Annotated in this window: 19 protein-coding genes and 1 tRNA gene; 4 read left to right on the top strand and 16 right to left on the bottom strand. The window is 60.1% G+C overall.

Annotated elements, in window-relative coordinates; genetic code table 11:
• Positions 1-3: 3 nt before the first annotated feature.
• The 3 genes from ispG to hemA form a co-directional block, all read right to left on the bottom strand.
• On the bottom strand, positions 4-1,149 hold the full coding sequence (ispG, locus tag KUD11_RS11255) for a flavodoxin-dependent (E)-4-hydroxy-3-methylbut-2-enyl-diphosphate synthase (RefSeq protein ID WP_109384622.1): 1,146 nt from the start codon (positions 1,147-1,149) through the stop codon (positions 4-6).
• Between the two features lie 70 nt (positions 1,150-1,219).
• Positions 1,220-2,500, bottom strand: coding sequence for a helix-turn-helix domain-containing protein (locus tag KUD11_RS11250; protein ID WP_109384623.1), 1,281 nt, complete (start codon positions 2,498-2,500; stop codon positions 1,220-1,222).
• 108 nt (positions 2,501-2,608) lie between these two features.
• A complete protein-coding gene (gene hemA, locus KUD11_RS11245) occupies positions 2,609-3,844 on the bottom strand; it encodes a 5-aminolevulinate synthase (protein ID WP_109384624.1) in 1,236 nt (411 codons plus the stop codon).
• A 235-nt stretch (positions 3,845-4,079) separates the two neighbouring features.
• Between hemA and KUD11_RS11240 the strand changes: the two genes are divergently transcribed.
• Positions 4,080-5,462, top strand: a complete 1,383-nt coding sequence (locus tag KUD11_RS11240; RefSeq protein WP_109384625.1) for a M20/M25/M40 family metallo-hydrolase — start codon at positions 4,080-4,082, stop codon at positions 5,460-5,462.
• An 835-nt stretch (positions 5,463-6,297) separates the two neighbouring features.
• On the opposite strand, the gene KUD11_RS11235 is transcribed toward KUD11_RS11240, so the two are convergent.
• The 11 genes from KUD11_RS11235 to KUD11_RS11185 form a co-directional block, all read right to left on the bottom strand.
• Positions 6,298-6,374, bottom strand: a tRNA-Arg gene (locus KUD11_RS11235).
• A gap of 54 nt (positions 6,375-6,428) precedes the next feature.
• Positions 6,429-7,649: a cysteine desulfurase gene (locus tag KUD11_RS11230; RefSeq protein ID WP_109384627.1), complete on the bottom strand. Its 1,221-nt coding sequence runs from the start codon at positions 7,647-7,649 to the stop codon at positions 6,429-6,431.
• A 1-nt stretch (position 7,650) separates the two neighbouring features.
• Positions 7,651-8,262: a Yip1 family protein gene (locus tag KUD11_RS11225; protein WP_181375260.1), complete on the bottom strand. Its 612-nt coding sequence runs from the start codon at positions 8,260-8,262 to the stop codon at positions 7,651-7,653.
• Entirely contained in the window at positions 8,247-8,732 is a 486-nt protein-coding gene (locus KUD11_RS11220) for a YIP1 family protein (protein ID WP_109384629.1), read from the bottom strand. The genes KUD11_RS11225 and KUD11_RS11220 overlap by 16 nt, the downstream gene beginning before the upstream one ends.
• On the bottom strand, positions 8,732-10,018 hold the full coding sequence (gene sufD / locus KUD11_RS11215) for a Fe-S cluster assembly protein SufD (protein WP_109384630.1): 1,287 nt from the start codon (positions 10,016-10,018) through the stop codon (positions 8,732-8,734). The genes KUD11_RS11220 and sufD overlap by 1 nt, the downstream gene beginning before the upstream one ends.
• Complete coding sequence (gene sufC, locus KUD11_RS11210) at positions 10,018-10,773, bottom strand: Fe-S cluster assembly ATPase SufC (RefSeq protein ID WP_109384631.1); 756 nt, start codon at positions 10,771-10,773, stop codon at positions 10,018-10,020. Before sufC ends, sufD begins: the two co-directional genes overlap by 1 nt.
• A gap of 36 nt (positions 10,774-10,809) precedes the next feature.
• A complete protein-coding gene (locus tag KUD11_RS11205; RefSeq protein WP_109387917.1) occupies positions 10,810-11,412 on the bottom strand; it encodes a hypothetical protein in 603 nt (200 codons plus the stop codon).
• Positions 11,413-11,456: 44 nt separating this feature from the next.
• Positions 11,457-12,233, bottom strand: a complete 777-nt coding sequence (locus tag KUD11_RS11200) for an FkbM family methyltransferase (RefSeq protein ID WP_224380212.1) — start codon at positions 12,231-12,233, stop codon at positions 11,457-11,459.
• 48 nt (positions 12,234-12,281) lie between these two features.
• Entirely contained in the window at positions 12,282-13,805 is a 1,524-nt protein-coding gene (sufB, locus tag KUD11_RS11195) for a Fe-S cluster assembly protein SufB (protein WP_109387921.1), read from the bottom strand.
• A 16-nt stretch (positions 13,806-13,821) separates the two neighbouring features.
• A complete protein-coding gene (locus KUD11_RS11190; RefSeq protein ID WP_258305373.1) occupies positions 13,822-14,862 on the bottom strand; it encodes a cysteine desulfurase family protein in 1,041 nt (346 codons plus the stop codon).
• A gap of 88 nt (positions 14,863-14,950) precedes the next feature.
• Complete coding sequence (locus KUD11_RS11185) at positions 14,951-15,412, bottom strand: Fe-S cluster assembly transcriptional regulator IscR (RefSeq protein ID WP_109384632.1); 462 nt, start codon at positions 15,410-15,412, stop codon at positions 14,951-14,953.
• Between the two features lie 182 nt (positions 15,413-15,594).
• Here KUD11_RS11185 and KUD11_RS11180 point away from each other — a divergent pair, with 182 nt between their 5' ends.
• Positions 15,595-16,248: an alpha/beta hydrolase gene (locus tag KUD11_RS11180; protein WP_109384633.1), complete on the top strand. Its 654-nt coding sequence runs from the start codon at positions 15,595-15,597 to the stop codon at positions 16,246-16,248.
• Between the two features lie 3 nt (positions 16,249-16,251).
• The gene (locus tag KUD11_RS11175) at positions 16,252-16,488 is read left to right on the top strand and encodes a hypothetical protein (protein ID WP_109384634.1); all 237 of its coding nucleotides are present in this window, start codon (positions 16,252-16,254) and stop codon (positions 16,486-16,488) included.
• 131 nt (positions 16,489-16,619) lie between these two features.
• On the opposite strand, the gene mfd is transcribed toward KUD11_RS11175, so the two are convergent.
• Entirely contained in the window at positions 16,620-20,084 is a 3,465-nt protein-coding gene (gene mfd, locus KUD11_RS11170; RefSeq protein ID WP_109384635.1) for a transcription-repair coupling factor, read from the bottom strand.
• Positions 20,085-20,093: 9 nt separating this feature from the next.
• Entirely contained in the window at positions 20,094-20,621 is a 528-nt protein-coding gene (locus KUD11_RS11165) for a component of SufBCD complex (protein ID WP_109387923.1), read from the bottom strand.
• Positions 20,622-20,737: 116 nt separating this feature from the next.
• On the opposite strand from KUD11_RS11165, the gene hemB reads away from it, so the two are divergent.
• Entirely contained in the window at positions 20,738-21,745 is a 1,008-nt protein-coding gene (gene hemB / locus KUD11_RS11160) for a porphobilinogen synthase (protein ID WP_109384636.1), read from the top strand.
• Positions 21,746-21,760 lie beyond the last annotated feature (15 nt).

The following is a 21,760-nucleotide window of genomic DNA, read 5'->3' as shown; positions in this document are numbered from 1 at the left end:
GGCTTATTCAGCCGCTTGCGTCGCTTCCGCAGCCTCAAGGGCGGCCTGAGCGTCAAGTTCGGCCGCCTTTTGCTCGACCTGCTCCACAATATGCTCGATCATCTTCTCGTTGCTCAGCTTGTGGCTCTGCGCCCCCGCGAGATAGACCATCCCCGAGCCTGCGCCGCCCCCGGTAAAGCCCACATCTGTCATCAGCGCCTCGCCCGGTCCATTGACCACACAGCCAATGATCGACAGGCTCATCGGCGTCTTGATATGCTCCAAGCGCTGCTCCAAAGCCTCGACGGTTTTGATCACGTCGAACCCCTGCCGCGCACAGCTGGGGCAACTGATGATGTTCACGCCCCGGTGCCTAAGGCCGAGGGATTTGAGGATCTCAAACCCCATCTTCACCTCTTCCACCGGGTCCGCCGAAAGGCTCACACGGATCGTATCGCCGATCCCCATCCACAAGAGGTTCCCCATGCCGATAGCCGATTTCACCGTGCCACTGATCAGCCCGCCCGCCTCGGTGATCCCAAGATGGATGGGCGCATCCGTGGCCTCAGCCAACTGCTGGTAAGCGGCGGCGGCCATGAAGACATCGGAGGCCTTGCAGCTGATCTTGAACTCGTGAAAGTCGTTATCTTGAAGGATCTTAATGTGATCCATGCCGGATTCCACCATCGCATCCGGGCACGGCTCACCGTATTTATCAAGCAGATGCTTCTCAAGACTGCCCGCGTTCACGCCGATGCGGATTGAGCAGTTATGATCGCGGGCCGCCCTGATCACCTCCCGCACGCGGGTTTCATCCCCGATATTACCGGGATTGATCCTGAGACATGCCGCCCCGGCCTCTGCCGCCTCGATCCCGCGCTTATAATGGAAGTGGATATCGGCCACGATGGGCACCGGGCTTTCGCGCACAATCTCCTTCAGGGCTTTGGAACTGTCCTGATCCGGCACGGAAATCCGCACAATGTCTGCGCCCGCATCCGCCGCCGCCTGCACCTGGGCTATGGTGCCCTTCACATCTGTGGTGAGCGTATTGGTCATCGTTTGCACCGAAATAGGTGCATCGCCCCCAACGGGCACATTGCCCACATGGATTTGGCGGCTCTTACGGCGGTAGATGTTGCGCCATGGGCGGATATGGTTGAGCGACATCAAAGGCTTCCTTGGCGATGGGAGTGTTCGTTATCTGCCAAGATAGGAGATGCGTCGCGCCGGTGCAATCTTACTCGGCAGCAGCACCCTGAAGAGCCGCAAGATAGCGGGTAAGATCTTCGTCCTGCGTCAGGTCCGCAACCTCAAGAGTGCCTGTTAGCAGATCCGAGGCAAGCGACAAATTGGAGGTCACAGACCCACGGGGACCGGCGGGGCCGTAATGCTGACCATTCACCAAGAAATAGATGGCACCAGATTCGCCGACACGCAATGTGGGCGGCGCCTCGGTCGCGGGCACAGAATATGTGTCGCCAGCGTTCATCACGCCCTCAAAGATCACGCTACCCTCAGCCGAGCGGACGCGCACCCAAGCGGGACGCACGGCCACCATTTGCACGCCGGGCGCGCCTGCACCTACGACAATTGGCGCACCGGGGCGCGGCGCGGGGATATCGCTGCCCAGAACGGACGCAAGTGCGGCATCAATTGCCAAGCCCTCGGCGCGGACGGAATTACCCGCAGCCCCCGCCGCGTTGTCCAAAGCAATCTGGCGGGCGGCGTTGCGGGTCCCTTCGTCGCTCAATGCGCCCATACGACGGGGATCGAGCGTGGAAATCGGTGCGTCGCGCGCGACGAGCACTGGCACGTCCAGCGCCTCAGGCCGGTAAAGACGGTCAAGCGCACCGGCATCGGGTGCGCTGAAATTGGATGTCATCGCAGGCTCAGCGCCCTGCCCCATGCTCACACCCGCCAACGGGTCCAAATCGACCAGCACGCTGGGCGTGTTCTCAACCGGGGCGACCTGCACGCGCTGCACTTCGTTGAGCACAGTCCAGCCGCCATATCCAATCGCCGCAATCAGCGCGACCAGCACCGTGACGGAACCAATCGCCCCCGGCTCGATCCGCGACAAGAGGCTCTCGGCAGCGGGCACAAACGGTGTGCTGGGTGAGACCAAACGGTCCTCATTGCGCTTTGTAGAGCGCTGCACAAACTCATCAGGCCGCCGGATTGCCGAGGCGGCTGCAGACATGCCGTGGGCTGTGGAGAACCCGCTTTCGGTGCAAAAAGTGGCAAAGGCGCGATCTGGGTCCATGCCAAGATACCGGGCATAAGAGCGCACATAACCGGGAATGAAACCGGGAGTATCAAAGGATTCAGGATCAGCATTCTCGATGGCGGCCACATAGCTCGCCTTGATGCGCAGTTCGCGCTCAACATCGAGAAGGGATTTGCCCAAAGTGGCGCGCTCGCCCCGCATCAAATCGCCCAGACGCAGCTCAAAGGAATCAAAGCCGCGCGGCTCTGCTTCCTTCACACCGTTACTGCGCGAAAAACGACGCAAGATCATGCTACCTGCCCTTCAATGCTTAGGATTTGACCCGGAAATACGATTCGAGCCGTTACCTATCTTTTGATCAAGCTAGCACATGCCAAGTTTTATTGCACGTGCCAAGCCTCAGGCAGACATTTCGGCACGATTCAGCGCACAATGGCTCCAAAGTTCGTCCATAGCCGTCACAAGCTTATTCATCTCGCCCGGACCATGGACCGGCGACGGGGTGAAGCGCAGACGCTCCGTGCCGCGCGGCACTGTGGGATAGTTGATGGGCTGCACATAGATGCCATAGCCCTCAAGCAGCATATCGCTCAGCTTTTTGGTATGAACCGGGTCGCCGACAATCACGGGAATGATATGACTGCCGTGATCAATGATTGGTAGGCCCATACCCTTGAGGCGCATCTTGAGGATTTTCGCCTGTGTCTGGTGCTGCTCGCGCAATGTCCGGTCCGTCTTGAGGAATTTGACGCTGGCCGCAGCGCCAGCAGCCACAGCGGGCGCCAGAGACGATGTGAAGATAAAACCGGGCGCGTAAGACCTTACAGCGTCACACATTTTTACAGAGGCCGCGATATAGCCCCCCATCACGCCGTAAGCCTTGGCCAGCGTGCCGTTGATAATATCGAGACGGTGCATCAAGCGGTCACGCTCAGCCACACCAGCCCCGCGCGGGCCGTACATGCCGACAGCGTGGACCTCGTCGATATAGGTCAGCGCGCCAAACTCATCCGCCAGATCGCAAATGGCCTCGATGGGGCCAAAATCGCCATCCATGGAATAGACGCTCTCAAACGCGATCAGCTTGGGCGCGGACGGATCATCGGCTGCCAGCAACTCGCGCAGATGCTCCACATCATTGTGCCGAAAAATCCGCTTGGCCCCGCCATTGCGGCGCACGCCCTCGATCATCGACGCATGGTTGAGCGCGTCAGAGTAGATGATCAGACCGGGGAACAATTTGGGCAAAGTGCTTAAAGTTGCATCATTCGCGATATAGGCGGACGTAAAGAGAAGGGCCGCTTCCTTGCCATGCAGATCGGCAAGCTCGGCCTCCAGCGCCTTGTGATAGACCGTGGTGCCGGAAATATTCCGCGTCCCGCCCGAGCCCGCGCCAGTGGCATCAATCGCTTCGTGCATCGCGTCCAGCACAACGGGGTTTTGCCCCATGCCGAGGTAGTCGTTGCCACACCACACGGTGATATCCTGCTCGGTCCCATCCGGGCGGCGCCATGTTGCGTGCGGAAACTGCCCGCGGCGACGCTCAATATCAATAAAGGTGCGATAACGCCCCTCTTCGTGCAGCCGGCCCAGAGCCTCGTCGAGCTTCGCGGAATAGTTCGTCGATGTTGTCACTGGGGGTCTACCCTTCTTCTTCGTCCCCGCGTCGCGCGTTGCAGGGTCTTGAGCATAAAATGCTACGATTTCGTTGCTTTCGTTGGATATAGATCGCGCTCCGGTTCGGCAACAGGTTACAAAATGCCGCGCTGTAAAAACTTGATCCAGGTCAAATCGTCAGGTCAATTGGCTGGACACCCCCACGGCGGCTGATACGGTTCTTGCGTCCATGACCCAAGCCCGAGGTGCCCCGATGTCCCTGACTGCCATTCTCGACCGTATCGACGCCGAGCTTCCCGCCGCGACCGACCGCCTGCTGGAGCTGATGCGCATCCCGTCTATCTCCACTGATCCGGCCTATAAGGCACAGTGCGAGGAGGCGGCGGACTGGCTGGTGCGCGACCTACAAGCCCTTGGTGTGACAGCAGAAAAGCGCGCCACCCCGGGCCATCCGATGGTTGTGGGCCACGTGGATGGGCCCAAAGGTGCGACCGGGCGTCATGTGCTTTTCTATGGCCATTATGACGTGCAGCCAGTGGACCCTGTGGAGCTTTGGGTCTCGGATCCGTTTGACGCGAAGGTCGAGGACACCGCCAAGGGCAAGGTGATCCGCGGACGCGGTGCGGGCGACGATAAAGGCCAGCTTATGACCTTTCTTGAGGCCTGCCGCGCCTATCGCGACGTCACGGGCGAAATGCCCTGCAAGATCACCTTCTTCTTTGAGGGCGAAGAAGAATCAGGCTCGCCTTCGCTCATCCCCTTCATGCAGGAAAACGCCGACGAGCTGCGCGCCGATATCGCTCTCATCTGCGACACCGGGCTCTTTCAATCCAAAACCCCCGCAATCGTGACCATGCTGCGCGGTATGGTCAGCGAGCAGGTCAAGATCATCGGACCCAAGGTGGACTTGCACTCGGGCTTTTTCGGCGGGCTGGCGATGAACCCGATCCGGGTGCTCTCGGACATGCTCGCGGGCCTGCATGACGCCACGGGGCGGGTGACGCTTGAGGGGTTCTACGATGGTATCCCCGAGCTTTCGCCCGCGATGCGCGCGCAATGGGAGGGGCTCGGGTTTGACCACGCCGGTTTTCTCGGCGATGTGGGCCTCTCGGTGCTTGCGGGCGAGGATGCGCGGATGCCGCTAGAGATGATCTGGTCACGGCCCACGGCGGAGGTGAACGGCATCTGGGGCGGATATACCGGCGCGGGGTTCAAGACCGTGCTGCCCTCGGAGGCCAGCGCCAAGATCAGCTTCCGCCTTGTCGAGGGGCAAGACCCGGACCGCGTGCGCGACGCGTTCCGCGCCCATGTGGCCGCCCACCTGCCCGCCGATTGCACGGCTGAGTTTCACGCCCATGGCGGCAGCCGCGCAGGCATCATGGAAACCAGCGATCCGGCCTTCGAGGCCGCGCGCGCCGCCCTCAGCGACGAATGGCCCCTGCCCGCCGCCTATGTCGGCTGCGGCGGCTCCATCCCCATCGCCGGGCATTTCGGCGAGATCCTAGGCATGACCGCGATGCTGATCGGTTTTGGCAAGGATGACGACGCCATCCACTCCCCCAACGAGAAATACGACATGGAAAGCTTCCACAAAGGCACCCGCAGCTGGGCGCGAATTTTGGATGCGATTGGGTGAGGGGTTTGGTCGGTTTGGTTTGCGGTTCTGTTGGCGTAGTTCTTGAAAATGAGCGTTTTGGAACGCTACAAGAGAGCGCATCTATCGACGCAAAGGACATCCTGTCCCGTTTAGGTTACCCGCAAAGTTCTTAAACGTACTTTCAGCAGGCAGCACAGAACGCTGAACTCCAGAGCAATGCCAATCAGTGGCAGTGTACGCGTCCACCGTTGCTATTATCTGCATGACAACATTGGCCCGGAGGAGAAGATTTCCGACAACCACCCCCATGAGCATCGGCAACCATTGCTGACAAAGAGAGTGCGACGGCGGCCGTCGCGGCAATTAAAGTGAAAAATTTCATTTGAATCTCCTGACAATAAAAAAGTGTTAACATAAAATTAACTATTTTCCTAAAATATTTCGAAAAAAGCAGTGCCTCAGTTTTTCTCAAAACGCTTTAGTACATCAATTTGCACCAAATCTGCCACCAACACTCTTTTGTTGGATAGTTTTCCAAACGAGACAGTCGCAGCGCTTGCTGCGGTGATCTGATAAGGGCTCAAGGCCAACCTCGATAAATCCCGCCTTGAGGTCCCGTTTAGGGGGAGGAATTCACGCTATTTCGCTTGGAGTGCGTGGGGGCAAACTCAGAGGTCACATTTCCGTTCCCGGTATTTGCTTTGCAAACACCTGCCGCTTAGGTGCGCGCCTGGACGTCTTTGGAGGTGTTTGGCTATGCCAACATCCTTGGGTACCTGCTTGGATATTCTGGTGGAGGTGTTTGGCTGTGCCAAACCCCTAGCGTGCGCGTTCGGAACTTCGGCTGAGGTGTTTGGCTGTGCCAAACCCCTTGTGGCGCACCTGAGAGGATTCGAACCTCTGGCCTCTGCCTTCGGAGGGCAGCGCTCTATCCAGCTGAGCTACAGGTGCATCTGTCGCGGGATATAGCCGCCCTCTGCCCTGCTCGCAACGTCAAATCAGCGCTCAGGCGAAAAGCTCGTGGCAAAGCTCCAGCGCCTCGACCAGCACATCAACATCCTCTGTGGTGTTGTAGACTGCAAAGGACGCGCGGCAGGTGGCGCTAAGGCCCATATGCTCCATCAAGGGCTGCGCGCAATGCTGGCCTGCGCGCACGGCCACGCCCTTCTTGTCGAGAATGGTCGAGATGTCATGCGCGTGCCCTGCCCCGTCCAGCGTGAAGCTGAAGATCGCGGCCTTGTCGGCTTGCGTGCCTTGGAGCTGAAGCCAGTTGAGCCCGCTCAGACGCTCCACGGCGTAATCGCGCAGGCTGTCCTCATGGGCGGCGATGTTCTGCATCCCCAGATCCATCATATACTCAAGCGCCACGCCCAGCCCGATGGTCTGCACGATGCCCGGCGTGCCGGCCTCGAACTTCATCGGCGCGTCGTTATAGATGACCGTGTCGCGGTGCACATCGCGGATCATGTCGCCCCCCCCAAGGAAGGGCCGCATCTCGGCCATCCGATCAGAGCGCACAAAGATAGCACCGGACCCTGAGGGGCCGTAAAGCTTGTGGCCGGTGACCGCGTAGAAATCACAACCCATATCATCCAGATCGACCGGCATATGCACGGCAGCCTGACTGCCATCGACCATCACTGCCACACCCTTTTCGCGCGCCGCCGCACAGATCGCCTTCACGTCCACCTTGGTGCCCAAGACATTGGACAGATGCGAGATCGCCACCAGCTTGGTCCGCGGCCCAATCGCGTCGATCACCGCCTGCGCATCGAGGCCCCCGGCGCTGTCCACATCCACCCATTTGAGCACAGCACCCTGCCGTTCGCGCAAGAAATGCCACGGCACGATATTGGCGTGATGCTCCATCACGCTCAGCACAATCTCGTCGCCCGGCTCAAACCGTGGCATGGCCCAGCCATAGGCGACCATGTTGATGCCCTCGGTGGTGCCGGAATTCAGCACGATCTGCCGCTCGTCCGCCACACCGAGGAACCGCGCGATGATGCCGCGCACACCCTCGTATTTCTCGGTCGCGAGGTTGCTGAGGTAATGCAGGCCCCGGTGGACATTGGCGTATTCTTCAGAATAGGCGCGCGTAATAGCGTCAATCACCACTTGCGGCTTTTGCGCCGACGCCCCGCTGTCGAGATAAACCAAAGGCTTGCCATTCACCTCACGGCTCAGGATCGGGAAATCCGCCCGCACCTTTTGAAAATCAAGCATCCTAACTGCCTCCGGGAATTGCTGTGCCAACGGCACCGAGAACAAGCGACAAGCCTGCCGCCATTGCCAAAATCGCAACGATCAACACCAAGATCGCCTTGAACACGGTCTCAAACCGATGCGCCGCCTGAATGAAAACACATAGGATAACGAGCCCCCAAAACGAGGCCACAACGATAAAAAGAGCGCCCCAAACAGGCGCCACAGGCGCCACGACCAGCATCACAAGCTGCACCCCAAGGCGCAGAACCTGCATCCACACGATCAGCACCAAAAGATCGCCGGTCTGCGCCTGCCCGCCCATACCGCGCCCAACCCAGCCCAGCATCAGCACGGTCAGGACCAAAGCGACGCCAAGAAAGCCTGCAAACACGAAAGGGGATTGGAACATCCCCGGCACAAGCTGCGCACCCGTCACCGGATCGACAGCCGGAACAAGCGCCAGCGAGATTGAATAGACGATAGCGTTGAGGACGCACATCAGCGCCAGCGCCATCCACAGCCATTGGAGCGGCAGCCCCATCGCCATGAGCCGCTCTGCCGCCGCGCGCGGTGCGGTGAGCGTCTGCCCCACCAGATCCTGCATCAATGCCGCATTCATTTGCGTCCCCATTCCGCCTCTTTCAGGCTGAGCGCCCAGAAGAGCACCAAAACCACCCACCATACCACGCCAACGAGAGTCATCTGTGGCCCCGCACCGACAAACCCAGCCACCAGCCCATGCAAAAGCAAAAGCGGTGAGGCCGCCAGAAACGACCAGAAAAGCGCCATACGCGCGCCAAATCCGGTGCCGCGACCGCCAAAGAGCCTGGCGATCCCATGGCTGATGAGAGCGACCACGTAAAGCAGCAACGGGGCGATGAAAAGCCATGAGAAGAGCGACGCCCCCAGCAGCCCGTTCAGCTCCACCCCGTCAAGATGGGCCTTGCGCGCCAGACTGGGCAGTTGCGAGATGAAAACCAGCACACAGCTGCCCATAAGGATCGCAAGCGCGCGGCCTTCATTCTCGCCCATATCAAGTTGCCGGCGCATCACACGCCCCGGCCCCTTATAGGTCGCCACGATATCGGAGGAGACAGGCATTAGCCGCGCCGACGCTCCAGCCACCCCGCCAGAAGGCCGGTGACCTCCTCGCGCAGACCGTCATCCTCGATCTCGTCCACCGCCTCAGCCAGAAACGACAGGGTCAGAAGGTCCGTCGCCTGCCCTTCCGGCACGCCGCGTGCGCGCAGATAAAAGAGCGCCTCTTCGTCAATCGCACCCGAGGTCGAGCCATGCGAACAGATCACATCATCCGCATAAATCTCCAACTCCGGCTTGGCGAGGAACTGACTGTCACCGTCGAGCAAAAGCGACTGGCTGATCTGGTAGCCATCGGTCTTCTGAGCGCCCGCTTTGACAAGGATCTTGCCCTGAAACACGCCCGTGGCCCCGTTGCGCAGCACCTTCTTGAAGACCTGACGGCTCTCGCACCGCTCCGCGTCATGGGTGATGAAAACCGTGTCGTCATGGTGAAAGTCGCCGTCGCCCATCGCAGCGCCCGCAACATGCGCAATCGCGTCATCCCCGGTCAGCTCAATGATGCACTCATTGCGCGTCAGCACACCATTGGCTGTCATGGTGAAGGATTTGAACGCAGATTTGTTGCCCAGACGGGTGAACATATGCGTGACCGCGCGGCGCTCATGATCGCGCCCTTGGGTGCGCACATGATGAAAGGCCGCGCCATCCGCGATGTCGATTTCCATGCATTTGTTGAACCGCGCCGCGGCCGGGCCGCTCTCAAGGATGGTTACATCCGCACCCGCCTCCAGTTTCACCAGATGGTGCAGGATCGCGTCCGATGTCTCCTCCGCATGCAGATAGCGCAGATGAATGGGTTTCGCGGCCTTGCCGGTCACATGGATCACGATCCCGTCCGTGGCCGCCGCGGTGTTGAGCGCCGCGAGAGGCCGCGCCACGGGGTCCTGCCCGCGCGTCTCCAAGACGCCGTAGAGATCCTTGGCCCAATGGATATCGGCCTCCGCCGCATCACGTAGCCGCTCGATGGACACACCTTCAAGGCTCAGATCATCGCTCTGATCCGCATCGAACACGCCATCAACGAAGACGATCTGAAGGCGATCAACCTCGCCAAAGATCGTCTCTTTGTCCTCAGTAAAGAGCGCCGCACGTGGCGCCTCTGCTTGCACCAACGTATCGGGGCGGGTGAATTTCCAATATTCGTCCCGCCGGTCCGGCAGCCCTATGGACTGCACGCGCGCCAAAGCGTCAGCGCGCGCAGATGTGGCCCACGCACCACCCGTGGGGATACTCAGACCCTCCAGCCGGGCCGCAGTCGTATCAGATTTTTTCTGCACAGCAGCCATTACGCCACCTCCGCCAGAATATCCGCATAGCCGTTCTTCTCAACTTCCAGCGCCAGCTCAGGCCCACCGGATTTCACAATGCGCCCATCGGCCATGATGTGCACGAAATCAGGTTTGATGTGGTCCAGAAGGCGTTGATAATGCGTGATAACCAGAAAGCCTCGGCCCGCATCACGCAGCGCGTTCACGCCCTCAGAGACAAGCTTCATCGCGTCCACGTCAAGGCCGGAATCGGTCTCGTCAAGGATGCACATCTTGGGCTCCAGCATCGCCATCTGAAGGATCTCGTTGCGCTTCTTCTCGCCGCCCGAGAAGCCCACATTGACCGGACGCTTGAGCATGTCGGCGTCGATCTTGAGATCTTTGGCCTTGGCGCGGACCACCTTGAGGAATTCAGCAGCGCTCATCTCCTCTTCTCCGCGTGCCTTGCGCTGTGCATTCACAGCCGTGCGCAGGAAGGTCATGTTGCCCACGCCAGGGATCTCGATCGGGTATTGAAACGCCAGGAACAGGCCAGCTGAGGCGCGCTCTTCGGGCTCCATCTCAAGGATATCCTTGCCCTCAAGCGTGGCAGAGCCCTTGGTCACCTCATACCCGTCCTTGCCCGAGAGCACATAAGACAGCGTGGACTTGCCCGAGCCGTTGGGCCCCATGATCGCATGGACGCTGCCGCCCTCGATGCTCAAGTTCACGCCCTTCAAGATTGTCTTGTCTTCTTCTTCCAGATCGACATGCAGGTTTTTGATCTCAAGCATTTATTCTTCCTCTTACGTTTATCTTGTGAAGGCCGCTCAGGGCCGGGTCATCATTGTGAAAATCTCGCGCAGCCGGGCGGCGGGAACGGGCATCGGACGCGCCTCAAACTCCGCCATACGCCCGATCAGTCTGGGGGTGCCGAGGAAGTCCTCGACGTTGTGATAGTATTTGCGCCGCTTGTAATCATCGACCAAAAGGCGCACCGGCCTCTTGGTCAAAAACGCCGTGGCCATGACGCAGCCCGCCCGGAACCGCCCATCCACCAGCACTACATCGGGTTGTTTGAACTCCGGCAACTCCCAAACACCCAAAGGATAGTCGGCAAAGCGCCGCCAACCCTTGTTTGATTGCGGATAGCCCCACTCCTTCGTGGGGCCCACATCGGCCCAGATCACATCGACCCGCGTACCAGCCGCGGGCCTGTTCTGCGACAGGTAAGCTTGCATCATCTCGGCCCAGGCCTGATCACTCTCCACCGAGAACACGGTCTTGCCGGGCAGCTCGGACGCCACGATGGTTGACCCGCCTGAGCCATATTCAAGGATCACATCCGCCTCAGAATAGGCGCTGCGCACATGCGCCGCCTCCGCAGGTGGCAGGGTCAACTCAGGCCGCTCTATGATTGCCGCCTCGCTCATGCGCGCCCCGCTCGCTTTGTATGCTGTGCCACCAAGATCATCACTCAACCCTCGGGCAACAGGAGATAATTACAGTTCTTGCGGCTATGACGGATAGCTGCCGCCTCCGCGTAGCCATGCCGCACGCGCCAGTCCTGAAACGCCGTGTCATTCTCACCATCCACCTCTACGAGGATCACAGGACGGTATCTGGAAATCATACGCTCCAAGCCGGAAAGCACTTTTATTTCCATGCCTTCCACGTCGATCTTGATCAAGTCAGGCGTCTCGCCCTCAAAGAGATCGTCGCCCGCATGCACCTGCATCTCGCCGGTGCCCGCAAACATCTTTGTCGCACCAAGGTTCTTATCGTGCCGCTTCATCCCGTATCCAGCCTCGGATGCGTCTGACAGACCAACCCCAAGCGCCGAGATGTCGATCACACCCTCCAGCCGGTTGATCAGAACATTCGCCATCAAAGGAGCCATCGCCAGCGGATTAGGCTCCACGACGACAACGCGCTGTGCCTTCATGCGGGTGGCGAAATAGAGGGCATGATTGCCAACATTTGCCCCAATATCAATGATATGCGCGTCGGTGTTGACGTTGCCTGACAGCAAGGAAAGCTCTTCTTCCTCAAAGAACTCTCCCCGCCGCCACGCATTCTGGATCGGATCACGGACGTAGTTGCAGCATAGGCTCAGCCCCATCCTCGGCACATGCAGAACCTCGAACGGCGGGAACGCCAAAGGGGTTCCCGCGTGCATGGCCGCCCGTGCGACTGCGAGGTCGAAATACCCCGCATCCGCCTGTTCGGGCAAAGGCAAGACAATTTCGCTCATCCCCGCACCCTCCGGGCAGGCCCTATGATCGCAAAGACAGTCACTGGGTTACCCGACGGAGCCTTCCAGAGAAATCGCCACAAGCTGTTGCGCTTCCATGGCAAATTCCATCGGCAAGGCCTGCAAAACGTCCTTGCAAAACCCATTGACCACGAGGGCCACGGCCTCCTCCTCGTCCATGCCACGCGCGCGGCAATAGAACATCTGATCATCATCCACCTTGGAGGTCGTTGCCTCATGCTCCACACGCGAGGAGTTGTTGCGCACCTCGATGTAAGGCACCGTGTGCGCGCCGCATTTGTCCCCGATCAAAAGGCTATCACATTGCGTATAATTGCGTGATTCCTTGGCCTTAGGGTGCATACTTACCAGACCGCGATAGGTATTCTGCGCGCGGCCCGCGCTGATCCCCTTGGACACGATGCGCGATTTCGTGCGCTTGCCCAGATGGATCATCTTGGTGCCGGTATCGGCCTGCTGCATATTGTTGGCAATAGCGATGGAATAGAACTCGCCCTGGCTATCATCGCCGCGCAGGATGCAGGACGGGTACTTCCACGTCACGGCGGAGCCAGTCTCGACTTGGGTCCACATCACCTTGGCCCGGTCGCCCCGGCAATCGGCGCGCTTGGTCACGAAGTTATAGATGCCGCCCTTGCCGTTCTCATCTCCGGGATACCAGTTCTGAACGGTGGAATATTTCACCTCGGCATCTTCTTCGATGATGATCTCGACCACGGCGGCGTGAAGCTGGCTCTCATCACGCTGCGGTGCGGTGCAACCTTCCAAGTAGCTGACATAGCTGCCTTTATCGGCGATGATCAATGTCCGCTCAAACTGGCCTGTGTTCTCCGCGTTAATGCGGAAATAGGTGGAAAGCTCCATTGGGCAGCGCACGCCGGGCGGCACATAGACAAACGAGCCGTCAGAGAACACGGCACTGTTAAGAGTCGCGTAGAAATTATCCGATACCGGCACGACAGAGCCGAGATATTTCTTCACAAGCTCAGGATGCTCACGGATCGCCTCGGAGATTGAGCAGAAGATGACGCCCGCCTCCGCCAGCTCTTTCTGGAACGTGGTGCCCAGCGAGACGGAATCAAACACCGCATCGACGGCCACCTTGCGGCCCTCGGCAGGAATGTCTTCGGCCCCCTCGACGCCCGCCAAAATCATCTGTTCCTTCAAAGGGATACCCAGCTTCGCGTAGGTCGCAAGCAGCTTGGGGTCCACCTCATCCAGAGATTTGGGCTTCACGGCCATAGATTGGGGCCGCGCGTAATAATACTGGTCCTGAAAATCAATCTCAGGATAATCCACCATCGCCCAATCAGGCTCTGCCTTGGTGAGCCAGCGCGCATACGCCTCCAGACGCCATTCCAGCATCCATTCCGGCTCTTCGTTTTTCTCGGAGATCAGCTTCACAATATCGGTGGTCAGGCCCTTCGGCGCAAACTCCATCTCGATATCCGTGGACCAGCCGTGTTTATAAGTGCCGCCCACTTCGCGCACCGCATCGACCGTCTCCTGATCAACGCCGTCCTTGACCTGTGTGTCATCCAAAACCGTCATAGCTGTCTCCTTGTCATCACGCCGCACGGGCGCGGTGTTTCTCTGCACGCCTTGCCCAAGCCTCGGCAAATCGCATTACATCTTCTTGGGTCGTCTCCGGGCCAAGCGAAACCCGAATGGCCGAACTGGCCGCCTCCCCGTCAAATCCCATGGCCAGGAGCACATTGCTCGCCTTGACCTTGCCGCTGGAACACGCGCTGCCCGCTGAGATGGCGAACCCTGCAAGGTCCATGGCCATCACTTGCGTCTCGCCCTTCCAACCGGTCGTGATCATGCAACTCGTATTTGGCAGACGCGCGCCATCATTCCCGACAAAAATAGTCTCTTTCGAATGATCTGCAATGGTCTTTTCTAGAATGTTTCTAAGTTTTTCAACCCGCGCCCAAACGCCCGCCTCCAAATCGCGCGCAGCCGCTTCAGCTGCGGCCCCGAACCCAACGATTCCTATGACGTTTTCCGTACCAGACCGACGCCCCATCTCCTGCCCGCCACCACGGATCTGCGCCGCCACTTCCGTCCCACGCCGCACGACAAGTGCGCCGATCCCCTTGGGACCGCCCAGCTTGTGGGCCGAAATCAGCCCCATCTCGGCACCGCTCCAATTGAATGCGAAGGGGATCTTGCCAAGCGCCTGCGTCATATCCGACACGGCCAGCCCCTCTGGAAGAGTCTGAAGGATGCCAGTCTCCGAATTGGCCAGTTGCAAGGCCGACAGACCCGGATGCGGCACACTGACCGCGCCCGATTGCGCCACAGCCAAATCCTCAGTGATCCACGCACGCACCGCGTCATGCTCCACCGCAGCGCCCAAAAGCCCCCGCCCCGCACAGGCCAGCGCCGCGGCCTCAGTTGCCCCCGAGGTAAAGATGATATCCGCCCCATCGGCTCCAAGAGCTGCGGAAACCTGCGCGCGCGCGCGCTCGATCAGGCCCTTGGCCGCTCGGCCTTCGCCATGCACGCTGGAGGGGTTGCCACAGATATCCATAGCATCCAGCATGGCCGCGCGCGCCTCAGAGCGCAGAGGGGCTGTCGCATTATGATCAAGATACACCCTCACACGAAATCCCCTATACTCTTCTTGCTCAAAATATCCTGGGGGAGCCGCTCAAAAATCCTGATTTTTGCGCGGCGGGGGCAAAGCCCCATCACTCCTCGTCCACCACCGCAAAAAGCGTGGGCACGGCCGGACAGGGGGCCAGCGAATTACCAACCACATCACTCAGCCGTGTCTGGTGCAAGAACACATAGACCTGCGCGCTGAGCCCCTCCCAAAGCCGGTTGGTCATGGATTGCGCCCGTGTGCCCGAAGCTCCACCGGAGGCGCCTGCCCCTTTATGCATCGCGTCCACCGTCTCATCCACGGCCGAGAGAATCTCCACCACACGAATGTCTGATGTCGCCCGCGCCAGCCTGTATCCGCCGCCCGGACCGCGCACCGACGTTACAAGCTCGGCCCGGCGCAGCTTCACAAAAAGCTGCTCAAGATAGGGGAGTGATATGTTCTGCCGCCGCGAGATATCACCCAACGTCACGAGAGACCCCTCGGGTTGAAGTGCTATATCCGAGAGCGCCACCATGGCATATCGCCCCTTCGTGCTCAGTTTCAACGCGCCGTCCCCCTGCTTATGCCTTGCGCGAAAAGATTGACGCCGCCGCGTGCAGCGCTTATCTCGCTTGCTAGCCGACTGGAGGGCTTCGCAGCCGCCCGCCCAGTAAATTTAGAATAATTCTAAGGTTATGAGCCTCCGCCGTCAAGCCAAGCTCGCACCTAGACGCAAAAGGACTTCCCATGCCCGAAGTTATCTTTCCCGGCCCAGAAGGCCGCCTGGAAGGGCGCTATCACCCGCAAAAGGAAAAGGACGCGCCGATTGCAATCGTGCTGCATCCCCATCCTCAGTTTGGCGGGACGATGAACAACAAGGTTGTCTACAACCTGCATTACGCCTTCTACAATATGGGCTTCACCGTGCTGCGGTTCAATTTTCGCGGTGTCGGGCGCTCTCAAGGTGAATACGATCAGGGCGTTGGCGAGTTAAGCGACGCGGCCTCAGCGCTCGATTACCTGCAATCGATGAACGCCAACTCCAAGCATTGCTGGGTTGCCGGGTTTTCATTCGGCGCGTGGATCGGGATGCAGCTTTTGATGCGCCGCCCGGAGATCACCGGATTCATCTCCGTATCGCCACCAGCCAATATGTATGACTTTTCCTTCCTCGCCCCCTGCCCATCCTCCGGCCTCATTATCAACGGCACGAATGACCGTGTGGCCCCGCCTGCGGACACGACCACGCTGGTGAACAAGCTGCACGAGCAGCAAGGCATCACTGTGCAGCATGATCAGCTGGAAGGGGCCGGGCATTTCTTTGAAGAGCCTCATATGGATGTGATGATTGACAACGTTACAGGCTATGTGAAGCGCCGCCTGACGGAAGGGACGCGCTGAGCCATGGGGGTTGCCGAGGAACTGGCGGACCAACTGGCGCAAGAGGCGCTCAAAGCCGAGGACTTAACCGGCGATGAGCGGATCGTTGATGATCTGGCCAATCTGATGGGGGCCACATCGCAAACAGCCGAGGAAGCGTTTTTAACCGCAGTGCGCGTCCGGCGCGCCAACATAAAGGCACGCGCGATGCTTCTGGCGCGCATCAAGGCCTTCAAGGCAACGCAGCAAACCGACACTTGATCCAAAGGAGCGCCTTGCGGCGCGCCGGTTTTTTTGGATTGGCGCGCGATTGCGGAGCCTGCGCCATGCGATTGGCGGCAGCGCGTTCTTGGGCGGTTTTGAGTATTTTAACTGAAAAGAAGCCGGGGCGGTTAAGCCTTCTTGCGCTTTTTCTTCTCGGCAATCACCTTTTCTGCAAGATCGCGCGCGATGGCGAAAGCGCCTTTGATCTTATCGGCTTCCTTGGCCCAGTCGCGCCGCACGACGATCTTGTTGTCGCGCAGTTTGGCGAGGCCATTTTGCTCTTCTATGAACTCAACAAGGCCTTGGGGGGACGCGAATTTATCGTTGTGGAACTGGAGCGTAGCCCCTTTCGGCCCAGCGTCGAGCTTGGCTATGCCTGCCTTTTTGCACATGGATTTGATGCGCATGACAAGCATGAGCATGTTCACTTCCCTGGGCAGCTTGCCAAAACGGTCGATCAGCTCGGCGGCGAAGCCTTCCAGCTCCACCTTGCTTTGCAGGCCGCTGAGGCGGCGATAGAGGCCGAGGCGGACGTCGAGGTCGGGCACGTAATCTTCGGGGATCAGCACCGGCACGCCGAGGTTGATTTGCGGTGCCCATTGGGTGTCGGCCTCGCTGAGGCCTTCCATCTCGCCTGCTTTGATCTTGGCGATCGCCTCTTCCAGCATGGATTGGTAAAGCTCGTATCCCACGTCGCGCATCTGGCCGGATTGCTCTTCGCCCAGAAGGTTGCCCGCGCCGCGGATGTCGAGATCCTGAGAGGCAAGCGTGAAGCCGGCACCCAGCGTGTCGAGGCTGCCCAGCACGCGGAGGCGTTTTTGCGCCGTTGTTGTGAGTTTCATGCGCGGTTTGGTGGTGAGATAGGCATAGGCGCGGGTTTTGGAGCGGCCCACGCGGCCCCGAATCTGGTAGAGCTGGCTCAGGCCGAACATGTCCGAGCGGTGGATGATCATCGTGTTGGCCGTGGGAATATCGAGGCCCGATTCGACAATCGTAGTGGCGACGAGGATATCGTATTTGCCATCATAAAAGGCGTTCATCCTTGTATCGAGCTCGCCCGCCGCCATCTGGCCATGGGCGATGACATAGCTCAGCTCGGGCAGTTGGCTTTCCAAAAACGCCTCGATCTCGGGCAGATCCGTGATGCGCGGGACCACGTAGAAGCTTTGCCCGCCACGGTAATGTTCGCGCAGGAGCGCCTCGCGGATCGTCACCGTGTCGAACTCGCTGACATAGGTGCGGATCGAGAGGCGGTCCACCGGCGGCGTGCCGATGATGCTGAGGTCGCGCACGCCCGACAGGCTGAGTTGCAGCGTGCGAGGGATGGGCGTGGCCGTGAGCGTGAGAACATGCACGTCCGAACGCAGGGCCTTGAGGCGCTCTTTATGGCCCACGCCGAAGCGTTGCTCCTCGTCGATGACCAGAAGGCCGAGATTGGCGAAGCGGATGGATTTGGCCAAGAGGGCGTGGGTTCCTACAACGATATCGACCTGACCGCGCGACAGCCCCTCGCGGGTCGCGGCCGCCTCCTTGGCGCTGATGAAACGCGACAGAGGCCGGACGGTGATGGGAAAGCCGCGAAACCGCTCGGCGAAGCTTTTGTAATGCTGCCGCGCGAGCAGGGTCGTGGGGGCGATTACCGCGACCTGCATCCCCGACATGGCCGCGGCAAAAGCCGCGCGCATCGCCACTTCGGTCTTGCCAAAGCCCACATCGCCGCAAATGAGGCGGTCCATCGGGGTGCCGGCTTGCAAGTCGGCCATCACGTCTTCGATGGCGCGCAGCTGATCGTCGGTTTCCTCATAGGGGAAGCGGGCGGAGAATTCCTCCCACGCGTGATGCTCGGGGTCGAGCACGGGGGCCGTGCGCAGTGCACGTTCAGCCGCCAGGCGAATGAGCTTGTCGGCCATCTCGCGGATACGCTCTTTGAGCTTGGCTTTCTTCGATTGCCAAGCGCCACCGCCCAGCTTGTCCAGCAAGCCTTCTTCATGGCCGAATTTGCTGAGCAGTTCGATATTCTCGACCGGCAGGTAGAGTTTTGAGTTCTCCGCATATTCCAGCACGAGACATTCATGCGCCGCCCCGAGCGCGGTGATCACCTCAAGCCCGTGATAGCGCCCGACGCCGTGATCCACATGCACGATCAGATCACCGGGGCTAAGCGCGTTCGCCTCGGTCAGGAAGTTCTCGGCGCGGCGGCGGCGTTTGGGCGCACGGATGAGACGGTCGCCGAGGATATCCTGCTCTGCAATCACCGTCAGATGCCCGTCGCCTAACGGGCCTTCAAACCCGTTCTCAAGGCCCCAAACGGCCAGATGCAAGCCTGACTTGCCCATCCGTGTGGCGGATTTCACCGTCACCGGCCCCAGCAAGCCCTCATCCGCCAGAAGGCCCTCCATACGCTCGCGCGCGCCCTCAGAATAGCTCGCCAGCAGGACAGGCCCCTTGGACAATTGAGCGTTGATATGATCCTTCAAAGCGCCAAAGAGGCTGACGGATTCTTGCTGTCGCTCCGGCGCGAAGCTGCGGCCGATACGGCCTCCCGCATCCGTGACACCCGCGCCGGTGGCTTGCGGCAAGACGGACAGTTGAATGGCGCGGTGCGGCGCGAGGGCTGCGGTCCACGTCGCGTCGTTGAGGTACAAAAGCTCCGGCGGCACAGGCTTATAAACGCTATCCCCCCGTCCCTTGGCGCTCAGCGCGTGGCGGCGCGCGTCATATTGATCCGCAATACTGTCCCAGCGCGCCAGCCGCGCCGGGGTAACCGCATCATCCATCACCACAGGTGCATCCGGCAAATACTCTGTCAGCTTCTCAAGATGCTCGTAAAAGAACGGCAGCCAATGCTCCACGCCCTGATGCTTGCGCCCGGCGCTCACCGCCTCATAGAGCGGGTCATCCGTGCCGGCAGAGCCAAACTCGATCCGGTAGTTTTGCCGAAATCGGGTGATACCAGCCTCGTCGAGTATAACCTCGGAGACGGGGGCAAGCTCAATCGCCTGAAGCTGCGCGGTGGTGCGCTGTGTCGCCGGATCAAAGCGGCGGATGCCGTCCAGCACATCACCAAAGAGATCAAGCCGCACAGGCCCGCCCGACCCCGGCGGGAAAATATCGATGATGCCGCCGCGCACGGCGTAATCGCCGGGCTCGGTCACGGTGGGCGATTGCACAAAGCCCATGCGCACGAGAAAGGCGCGCAACGCCGCCTCATCGATCTGTTGGTTCACATGCGCGGAAAACGCCGCCTTGCGCAAAACATCGCGCGGCGGAATACGCTGCATCGCGGCCCCGAGCGTGGTCAGCAAGACAAACTTGGACGGCCCACCATGCACCAGCGTGGCCAGCGTGGCCATCCGCGTGGCGGAGATATCGGCATTGGGCGAGACCCGATCATAAGGCAGACAATCCCAGCCGGGAAACATCAAAACCGGCATTTCGGGCGCGAAGAATCTCAGTGCTGCCGCCATGGCCGCCATACGCTTGTCATCGCGCGCCACATGGATCACGCCGCCGCCAGCCGCCTCCTTGAGCACAAGCTGCGCGTCAAACCCTTCGGGCGCGCCCGACACGGTCAATGGAGCAGGTCCAGCCATCCGCGCGCCTCAGATCCCGAGGACCGAGGCCGAGAGATTTTGCAGCATCCCCCACATTGCGGTCATGAAGATCGACACGACACCGATCAGCTGCACAATCGTGCGGTGCTTGTGGAGCCGCTTGATCAGCGCCGCCCCCTCTAGCGCCTGCGCCTCAATCCGGGTGGCGGTGGCCACGGACAAAAGCCAGACAATCCCCATCGGCACCCCCAGCAAGAACACCGCTTGGGCAAATTCGCGTTTGTATACGAAGCCAATGAGAACCAGAACCGTTAGCAGGAAAAACCCAAAAGCGGCCAGCAACAGACCTGATTCCCGCGCAATATAGAGCGTGCGATCCACGTTGATCCGCACCAGCGCTTCCATATCCTCAAGCGCCTGACCCTGCTGTTTGCGGGCGCGGATCACCAGATCCCACGGCACGCCCAGAACCCAATGGCTGACGGTTGACCACAGCACAGCAAGCGCGATCCAGTACCAAAGGTTGCTGAAGCTGCGCATGTCGATGAGTTCGAAAACGGTGGTATACCAGTCCATGGCCTGCCCGCGATTGCCTTGAACGCCCCTCATACCGCCGCCGCGCGGCAATTCCTACCCCTTGAGATGCGGCAATTTCCATGCCAGTAAAACGGCACCTTAGAAGGAATGTCTCGATGCGCCCAACCCAAGCTCCCTTCCCCGCCACACGCCTGCGCCGCACGCGCCAAAACGCGTCCATTCGCGCGCTGGTGGCTGAGAACAGTCTGAGTGCCTCGGATTTTATCTGGCCCGTCTTTGTGCGCGATGGTGAAGGGATCGAAGAGCCGGTGCCCTCCATGCCCAGTGTGGTGCGCCGCAGCGTGGACAAGGTGGTTGAGGCCGCGCGCGAGGCTGCCGATCTGGGCATCCCCGCGATCTGCCTCTTTCCCTACACCGATGCCCGCAACCGCACCGAAGATTGCGCCGAGGCCTGGAACCCCGACAACCTCAGCAACCGCGCCACCCGTGCTATCAAGGCGGCTGTGCCCGAGATTTCGATCATGACGGATGTGGCGCTCGACCCCTATTCGGACACCGGGCATGACGGGTTCGTGGTGGATGGCGAGATCATCAACGACGAAACCGTCGAGGCGCTGGTACGGCAGGCGCTGAGCCAAGCGGAGGCGGGCGTGGACATTATCGGCCCCTCCGACATGATGGACGGGCGCATCGGTGCGATCCGAAGCGCACTTGAAGGTGCGGGCCACCGCAATGTGATGCTGCTGAGCTATGCTGCTAAATATGCCAGCGCCTTTTACGGCCCCTTTCGGGATGCTGTGGGGGCGTCTGGTGCTCTGAAGGGCGACAAGCGGACGTATCAGATGAACCCGGCCAACACGGATGAGGCGCTGCGTCTGATTGAGCGCGATCTTGCCGAGGGTGCCGATATGGTGATGGTCAAGCCGGGAATGCCCTATCTCGACATATGTCGCCGCGCGAAAGAAACATTTGGCGCGCCGACATTCGCCTATCAGGTGTCGGGCGAATACGCGATGATCATGGCCGCCGCGCAGAACGGCTGGATCGACGGCGACCGCGCGATGGAAGAAAGCCTCATGGCGTTCAAACGCGCGGGCTGCGACGGAATTTTGACCTATTTTGCACCAGCCATGGCGCGGCGCCTGGCCAAGGCCGGAGCCTAAGCGGCGCGATCTTGC

Source organism: Roseovarius carneus, from assembly GCF_020141465.1.
GTDB lineage: Bacteria > Pseudomonadota > Alphaproteobacteria > Rhodobacterales > Rhodobacteraceae > Roseovarius > Roseovarius carneus.
This window is presented reverse-complemented; position numbering and strand designations above follow the sequence as displayed.

What these genes read in the sequence shown, in the direction of transcription:
- sufB (WP_109387921.1), bottom strand. Translation starts at nt 13,805, where the DNA reads ATGACGGTTTTGGATGACACACAGGTCAAGGACGGCGTTGATCAGGAG.
- KUD11_RS11205 (WP_109387917.1), bottom strand. Translation starts at nt 11,412, where the DNA reads ATGAGCGAGGCGGCAATCATAGAGCGGCCTGAGTTGACCCTGCCACCT.
- KUD11_RS11250 (WP_109384623.1), bottom strand. Translation starts at nt 2,500, where the DNA reads ATGATCTTGCGTCGTTTTTCGCGCAGTAACGGTGTGAAGGAAGCAGAG.
- KUD11_RS11225 (WP_181375260.1), bottom strand. Translation starts at nt 8,262, where the DNA reads ATGGGGACGCAAATGAATGCGGCATTGATGCAGGATCTGGTGGGGCAG.
- sufD (WP_109384630.1), bottom strand. Translation starts at nt 10,018, where the DNA reads ATGGCTGCTGTGCAGAAAAAATCTGATACGACTGCGGCCCGGCTGGAG.
- KUD11_RS11165 (WP_109387923.1), bottom strand. Translation starts at nt 20,621, where the DNA reads ATGGACTGGTATACCACCGTTTTCGAACTCATCGACATGCGCAGCTTC.
- mfd (WP_109384635.1), bottom strand. Translation starts at nt 20,084, where the DNA reads ATGGCTGGACCTGCTCCATTGACCGTGTCGGGCGCGCCCGAAGGGTTT.
- KUD11_RS11175 (WP_109384634.1), top strand. Translation starts at nt 16,252, where the DNA reads ATGGGGGTTGCCGAGGAACTGGCGGACCAACTGGCGCAAGAGGCGCTC.
- KUD11_RS11180 (WP_109384633.1), top strand. Translation starts at nt 15,595, where the DNA reads ATGCCCGAAGTTATCTTTCCCGGCCCAGAAGGCCGCCTGGAAGGGCGC.
- hemB (WP_109384636.1), top strand. Translation starts at nt 20,738, where the DNA reads ATGCGCCCAACCCAAGCTCCCTTCCCCGCCACACGCCTGCGCCGCACG.
- ispG (WP_109384622.1), bottom strand. Translation starts at nt 1,149, where the DNA reads ATGTCGCTCAACCATATCCGCCCATGGCGCAACATCTACCGCCGTAAG.
- KUD11_RS11200 (WP_224380212.1), bottom strand. Translation starts at nt 12,233, where the DNA reads ATGAGCGAAATTGTCTTGCCTTTGCCCGAACAGGCGGATGCGGGGTAT.
- KUD11_RS11240 (WP_109384625.1), top strand. Translation starts at nt 4,080, where the DNA reads ATGTCCCTGACTGCCATTCTCGACCGTATCGACGCCGAGCTTCCCGCC.
- KUD11_RS11230 (WP_109384627.1), bottom strand. Translation starts at nt 7,649, where the DNA reads ATGCTTGATTTTCAAAAGGTGCGGGCGGATTTCCCGATCCTGAGCCGT.
- sufC (WP_109384631.1), bottom strand. Translation starts at nt 10,773, where the DNA reads ATGCTTGAGATCAAAAACCTGCATGTCGATCTGGAAGAAGAAGACAAG.
- KUD11_RS11220 (WP_109384629.1), bottom strand. Translation starts at nt 8,732, where the DNA reads ATGCCTGTCTCCTCCGATATCGTGGCGACCTATAAGGGGCCGGGGCGT.